This is a genomic window from Streptomyces sp. NPDC048278 (assembly GCF_040652195.1).
Taxonomy (GTDB): Bacteria; Actinomycetota; Actinomycetes; order Streptomycetales; family Streptomycetaceae; genus Streptomyces.
On record NZ_JBEZLP010000005.1, the window covers coordinates 488645 to 494958 of the forward strand.

At 69.8% G+C, this 6314-nt stretch carries 4 protein-coding genes and 1 pseudogene; 4 read left to right on the top strand and 1 reads right to left on the bottom strand.

The window, feature by feature from the left end:
• The first annotated feature begins 257 nt into the window (after positions 1-257).
• From glgX to AB0D74_RS12940, 4 genes and pseudogenes are all read left to right on the top strand, one after another.
• Positions 258-2429, top strand: a complete 2172-nt coding sequence (gene glgX, locus AB0D74_RS12925; protein ID WP_362584254.1) for a glycogen debranching protein GlgX — start codon at positions 258-260, stop codon at positions 2427-2429.
• Between the two features lie 125 nt (positions 2430-2554).
• Positions 2555-3970 (top strand): sulfatase-like hydrolase/transferase, encoded by a 1416-nt coding sequence (locus tag AB0D74_RS12930; RefSeq protein ID WP_362584198.1) that lies wholly within the window; start codon positions 2555-2557, stop codon positions 3968-3970.
• Positions 3971-4028: 58 nt separating this feature from the next.
• Positions 4029-4295, top strand: a pseudogene (locus AB0D74_RS12935) (transposase); the annotation flags it as partial.
• A 204-nt stretch (positions 4296-4499) separates the two neighbouring features.
• Entirely contained in the window at positions 4500-5225 is a 726-nt protein-coding gene (locus AB0D74_RS12940) for a hypothetical protein (protein ID WP_362584201.1), read from the top strand.
• Positions 5226-5442: 217 nt separating this feature from the next.
• On the opposite strand, the gene AB0D74_RS12945 is transcribed toward AB0D74_RS12940, so the two are convergent.
• Positions 5443-6075, bottom strand: a complete 633-nt coding sequence (locus tag AB0D74_RS12945; RefSeq protein WP_362584204.1) for a DinB family protein — start codon at positions 6073-6075, stop codon at positions 5443-5445.
• Positions 6076-6314: the final 239 nt, after the last annotated feature.

Sequence of the window (6314 nt, forward strand, 5' to 3'; positions counted from 1 at the left end):
CCGTCGCGGGCACGTCCGTAGCGAGCCGCCGACCGTGCCCGGGACCGGGAGTCCGGGCCCCGTCGGCTGCTCGGACGCGGGTGCGGGTGCGCCCGGTGGTCGGCGAGCCGCGGGACACATAAAGGGGCCGACAGGTGACGAGCGCAGCCGAGCAGCAGGGGGCACCGGCGCGGGCCCCGAGGGCGGACGGCGCCGGGGTGAACGGCGCCGCGGTGGAGGGCCGCGCGGGGGCCGGCGCAACGGCGCACGCCCCCGCGGTGAACGGGACGCCCCTCCCCGTCCCGTCCGCGTGGCCGGGGGCGTCGACACCGCTCGGCGCCCGGTTCCGGGTCGGTCCCGACGGCGTGGCGGGCACCAACTTCGCGCTGTGGGCGGCCGGGGCGGAGGCGGTCCGGCTCTGCCTCTTCGACGAGCAGGGGCGGGAGACCCGCATCCCGCTGACCGAACTCACGCACGAGATCTGGCACGGCTTCGTCCCCGGCGTGCTCCCGGGACAGCGCTACGGCTACCGGGTCGACGGCCGCTGGGACCCGTGGACCGGCGCCCGCTGGAACCCGGCGAAGCTGCTCCTCGACCCGTACGCGCGGGCGGTGGACGGCGAGTTCGCGCTGCCGCCCGAGGTGTACGGGCACGTCCGGGACTGGCCGGACCAGCAGGTCGCCGACACCGTCCGGGACGACCGCGACTCGGCACCGTACGTCCCCAAGGGCGTCGTCGTCCACGATGACGACGACTGGTCCGACGACCACCGCCCGAAGACGCCGTGGGCGGACTCCGTCATCTACGAGCTGCACGTGCGCGGCTTCACCAGACTGCACCCCGGGATACCCGAGGAACTCCGCGGCACCTACGCGGGCCTGGCCCACCCGGCCGCCGTCGAGCACCTCGTGAACCTGGGTGTGACGGCCGTGGAGCTGCTCCCCGTCCACCAGTTCGCCCACGAGGACCACCTGCTCAAGCGCGGCCTGAAGAACTACTGGGGCTACAACTCCATCGGCTACTTCGCCCCGCACGCGGCCTACGCCGCCTCCGGTACGACGGGACAGCAGGTCGGCGAGTTCAAGCGGATGGTGCGGGCGCTGCACGCGGCCGGGATCGAGGTCATCCTCGACGTGGTCTACAACCACACCGCCGAGGCGGGCGAGCTGGGCCCGACGCTCTCCCTGAAGGGCATCGACAACCGGGGCTACTACCGGCTCCAGGACCACGACGCCCGGCGCTTCGCCGACTACACCGGCTGCGGCAACACCCTGCACGTGGTCCGCCCGCACGTGCTGCGCCTGATCACCGACTCGCTCCGCTACTGGGTCACGGAGATGGGCGTGGACGGCTTCCGCTTCGACCTCGCCGCCGCGCTGGCCCGCTCGATGCACGACGTCGACATGCTCTCCCCCTTCCTCGCCGTGATCGCCCAGGACCCGGTGCTGCGCCGGGTGAAGCTGATCGCCGAGCCCTGGGACGTCGGCTCGGGCGGCTACCAGGTGGGCGCCTTCCCACCCCTGTGGACCGAATGGAACGACCGCTACCGCGACGCCGTCCGCGACTTCTGGCGCGGCGCCCTCCCGGACGTGCGCGACCTCGGCTACCGCCTCTCCGGCTCCAGCGACCTCTACGCCTGGGGCGGTCGCCGCCCCTACGCCTCGGTCAACTTCGTCACCGCGCACGACGGTTACACCCTGCGCGACCTGGTGTCGTACGAGCGCAAGCACAACGAGGCCAACGGCGAGGACAACCGGGACGGCTCCGGCGACAACCGGTCCTGGAACGGCGGCGCGGAGGGCGAGACGGACGACGAGGGCGTACAGGCCCTGCGCCGACGGCAGCTGCGGAACCTCCTCACCACCCTGCTCCTCTCGACGGGCGTCCCGATGCTGGTCGCCGGCGACGAACTGGGCCGCACTCAGCGCGGCAACAACAACGCCTACTGCCAGGACAACGACATCAGCTGGCTGGACTGGAGCCTGCTCGACGACCCCGCCTGGCGGCCCCTCTTCGACCTCACCGCCCGCCTCGTCCGGCTCCGCCACCACCACCCGGTGCTGCGCCGCCGCGCCTTCTTCTCCGGCCGCGCGCACTCGGCGGACGGCCTGCGCGACCTGGCCTGGTTCACCGCCCACGGGGAGGAGATGACCGCGGGCGACTGGTACGCGCCCGCCGCCACCCTCGGCATGTACCTCTCCGGCCGGGACATACCCGGCCGCGACGAACGCGGCGCCCCGGTCCTCGACGACAGCTTCCTGACGATCCTGCACGCCGGCGCCCGCCCGACGGAGTTCGCCCTGCCGGGCCCGCCGTGGGCGGAGCGCTACGAGGTGCTGGTGGACACCTCGCTGGAGGAACAGGGCGCGGAGCCGGGGGTGGTGCACGAGGCGGGGACGGTGATCACGGTCCCGGGACGAACGGTCCTCTTCTTGCGGGTGGCCGGCTGACGGGAGTCCGGCTGACGGGGGGTCTGGTGACGGGGGCGGGCTGGGGCAGCGTTTCAGGTGCATGAAATCAGCGCCGTACCGCTGGCGCCCCGGGCGGCCCGGCTGATCACATCGACGTCATGCCCATGCCCGAGATAACCCGTCGTACCTTCGGTGGTCTCGTCGGCGGCGGCGCGGTCAGCGCCGTCGCCGGGGCCACCGCCACCCCCGCCGAAGCCGCCCCGGCCCCCGCCGAGCGCCCCTTCGCGGCCCGTACCGCGCCCTCCCACACCCGTCGTCCCAACTTCCTGGTCATCCTCGGCGACGACCTCGGCTGGGCCGACCTCTCCTCGTACGGCGCCCCGCACATCAGAACGCCGAACCTGGACCGGCTGGCCCGCCAGGGCGTGCGGTTCACGGACGCCTACTCCGGCTCGGCCACCTGCTCCCCCACCCGGTTCAGCCTCTACACCGGCCGCTATCCCGGGCGTACGCCGGGCGGCCTCGCCGAGCCCATCGCCGCCAGGACGCAGGGCCTGGACCCGCACCACCCCACCCTCGCCTCCCTCCTGAAGAAGTCCGGCTACGCCACCGCCCTCATCGGCAAGTGGCACTGCGGCTGGCTGCCCGACTTCAGCCCGACGAAGTCCGGCTGGGACGAGTTCTTCGGCAACTTCGGCGGGGTCCTCGAATACTTCTCCAAACTGGGTCAGCTGGGCGACTACGACCTCTACGAGGGCGACGCCGAGTACAAGGACCTGCGGTACTACACGACCGTGCTGACCGAACGGGCCGTCGAGTACGTCGGCCGCGCACACGGCTCCCCCTGGCTGCTGAACCTCAACTTCACCACCCCGCACTGGCCCTGGCTCGCCGAGGGCGACGAGGAGACCGGCGCGGGGATCGCGGCGAAGATCCGGGCCGCCACCAGCCAGGCGGAGATCAGCAACGCGCTCAACCACTACGACGGCGGCTCGGTCGCCAAGTACACCGAGATGGTGCAGAGCCTGGACGCGGCCGTCGGCGAGGTGCTGGACGCGCTGCGCCGGTCCGGGCAGGAGGACGACACGGTCGTCCTGTTCGCCAGCGACAACGGCGGCGAACGCTGGTCCTACCTGTGGCCGCTGAGCGGTGAGAAGTTCGTGCTCCAGGAGGGTGGCATCCGGGTACCGACCATCGTCCGCTGGCCGGCCCGCATCGACGGCCACCAGGTCAGCCATGAGCCCCTGTTCACCCCGGACTGGACCGCCACCCTGCTGGAACTGGCCGGCGCCCGCCCAGATCCCTCCTACCCCCTGGACGCCACCAGCCTCGCCGGTTACCTCCTCCGCGGCGAACGCCTCCCCGAACGCGACCTCTTCTGGCGCGTCCGGGCCAACCGCGCACTCCGCCGCGGCGGCTGGAAGTACTACCAGGACGCCGCCGGCGACGACCACCTCTACCACCTCACCACCGACCTCCGCGAACAGGCCGACCTCGCCCCCGACCAACCACAACTGCTCGCAGAACTCAAGACATCCTGGGAACGAATCGCCGCCGGACTCCTCCCGTACCCAGGCTGAGCTCACGGCAGTTCATCAAGCTGGTCACTGCATCGACGCCGGCACCCGACGCGTCGTCGCCGTCGGCCGGGCCATGGTCATCGCGGACGGCGGCTACCGGGGCACCGGCCTGCCCATCCCGCACCGCCGCGAACTCGGTCAGACCGAACTGCCTGCATGGTAGGAGGAACACAACACCTCACACCGCAAGGTCCGGGCCCGCGTCGAGCACGTCTTCGCGCGGATCAAAATCTGGAAGATCCTTCGCAACTGCCGTCTGCAGGGCGACGGCGTGCACACCGCAAGGCTCAGCATCGCCCGGCTGCACAACCTCGCCCTCAGGGGACAGCTCCCGTCCCCATCAAAGTCCTTGGCGTGCGTGACGCCGGCACGGCGTCCTCCGCGCCAAGGGCAGCCTGCGGGTGCGACGGGGCCAGTTAGGGCCGATGCTGGTGGCAGGGCCATGTCGGCCCCCGGCCGGCGGCGAACCGACGGCTGACTGCTGCCGTGCCGGAGAAATGAGGGATACCGCAGAAAGGATGACGGGATCATGGCGGATAACCTCGTGGGCAAGTCACAACAAGACGGGATCGCCGGGGTCTACGGCGGAAACGACGTTAACGGCAACGGCGTGGTCGGGGAAACAAATGGCAGAGGTCACGGAGTCTTTGGCCAGAGCGCAACGGGTCATGGAGTGGTCGGAAGGGCATGGGCTTTCGGCAAGCTCGGGGTCTGGGGTTTTTTCACCGACAGCGAGGAAACCCCTCCAGAATCTTCACACTTCGTGGTTTCCGCCTCTGCCGGCGTCAAGGGAACAACGGCCAATGAGGCCGCAGTTGGCACAGATCCTCAGCTCAACCTGAAAACAGTATCGGGTGTCGTAGGAGAAGTAACTCTGCCGGGACCCGGGTTTGGATACGGAGTCCTCGGGCTGGGGCACAACGACGAGGGTGTCGTCGGTTGGAGCGAAAAGGCAGCCGGTGGAAGTTTCGTCGGCTTGAAGGGTCCGGGCATCACTGCGAAGTCCGAGAGTCGCGGACAGATCCGGCTCGTACCCAGAGAGGTTGCCTTCGGCGCGGACGCTCAAGGAAATCCCCACCCGGAACTGCCGAAATTCGCAGAGGCCGGCGAACTGGCGATGGTCACCGCGTCGGGCACGTGCAGTCTCTGGCTGTGCGTCAAGTCTTGGCGGGCCGGCGGCGGCGTAGTTCCGCAAACGGACGCCCGTTGGGCAGAGGTGAAGCTGGGTGCTTCCTTCAGTGGCGAGACAGGCTGACCGCGGGGCGTCGTATCGCCTTGCGTAGCAGGGGCCGAGCGACAGGCACGCAGCCAGGGCCTAGGAAGAGCACAACACAAAGCTGCAGTACGCCCTTTTGGCGCGAACGGAGGCCGCGCAGACGATCGCCGAGGACGTGCCGATCGTCGGCGGCTGATGCCGCCAGGCACAGCCGCTGGTCAGTACGTACACCACTGCGGTGACCGGAGCCCGTTCGTCACACGGAGCGGTCCCGCCGCCTTGCGGTCGAGCCACGAACGACGGCAGTATCCCTGCCTGATGCGGCCGATCTGGCGGCCTGCTCGATCTTCGCGCAGTAGGCGGCGCGGGCTTCTCCATCGATCTGCATCTCGTGTTCGGGCCGCATCCCGGTTCGGCCGTCGACGCCTTCGCGCAGGATGTCGGCGTGCCCGGCATGCCGGTTGGTCTCGCCGAGGACGTGGACCAGGATGGCGAACAGGTTCGTGTTGGAATAAGGCTCCGGCCACCACGGCACGTGGCCTGGGGTGTCGAGGGCAAGCCCGTCGATCGTCGCGTCCGAGTGTTCCCACGTGCGTCGGTAGGACTCGATGATCTGTTCGCGCGTTTCGTCCTCAGCCGCCCACAGATCGCTGCCGTCGTGGTCCTGCCAGCGGGGCAGCGGTTCCGGGGACGGGCGGTCGAAGACCTCACCGAAGTACCTGGCCTCGACGCCGGCCACGTGTTTGACCAGGCCGAGGAGGTTGGTCCCCGTCGCTGTCAAAGGCCGGCGAGTGTCGTATTCGGACAGGCCGTCGAGTTTCCAGAGCAACGCCTTGCGGTCCCGCCGCAGTCTCCCGAGCAGGCTGCCCTTCGCGAATTCATCGATCACGCGGCATGAGCCTGCCATGGACTACTCGTGGCCTCAAGATCTCGTATGTGGACGCAACGACCGGCAGAGCCGAAGTCCGGCCATGGCCACCGCCCTGACCTGCTCCAAGAAGCTCGCGAAAATCGCCACGTGAGACACCCTCTTAGACGCCATTTCATTTGGTGAGTCGGCGGTGACATATGAGGGTCGCGGCGATGGCGGTGAAGGCGAGGAAGTGTTCCGGCTTGCGCTCGTAGCGG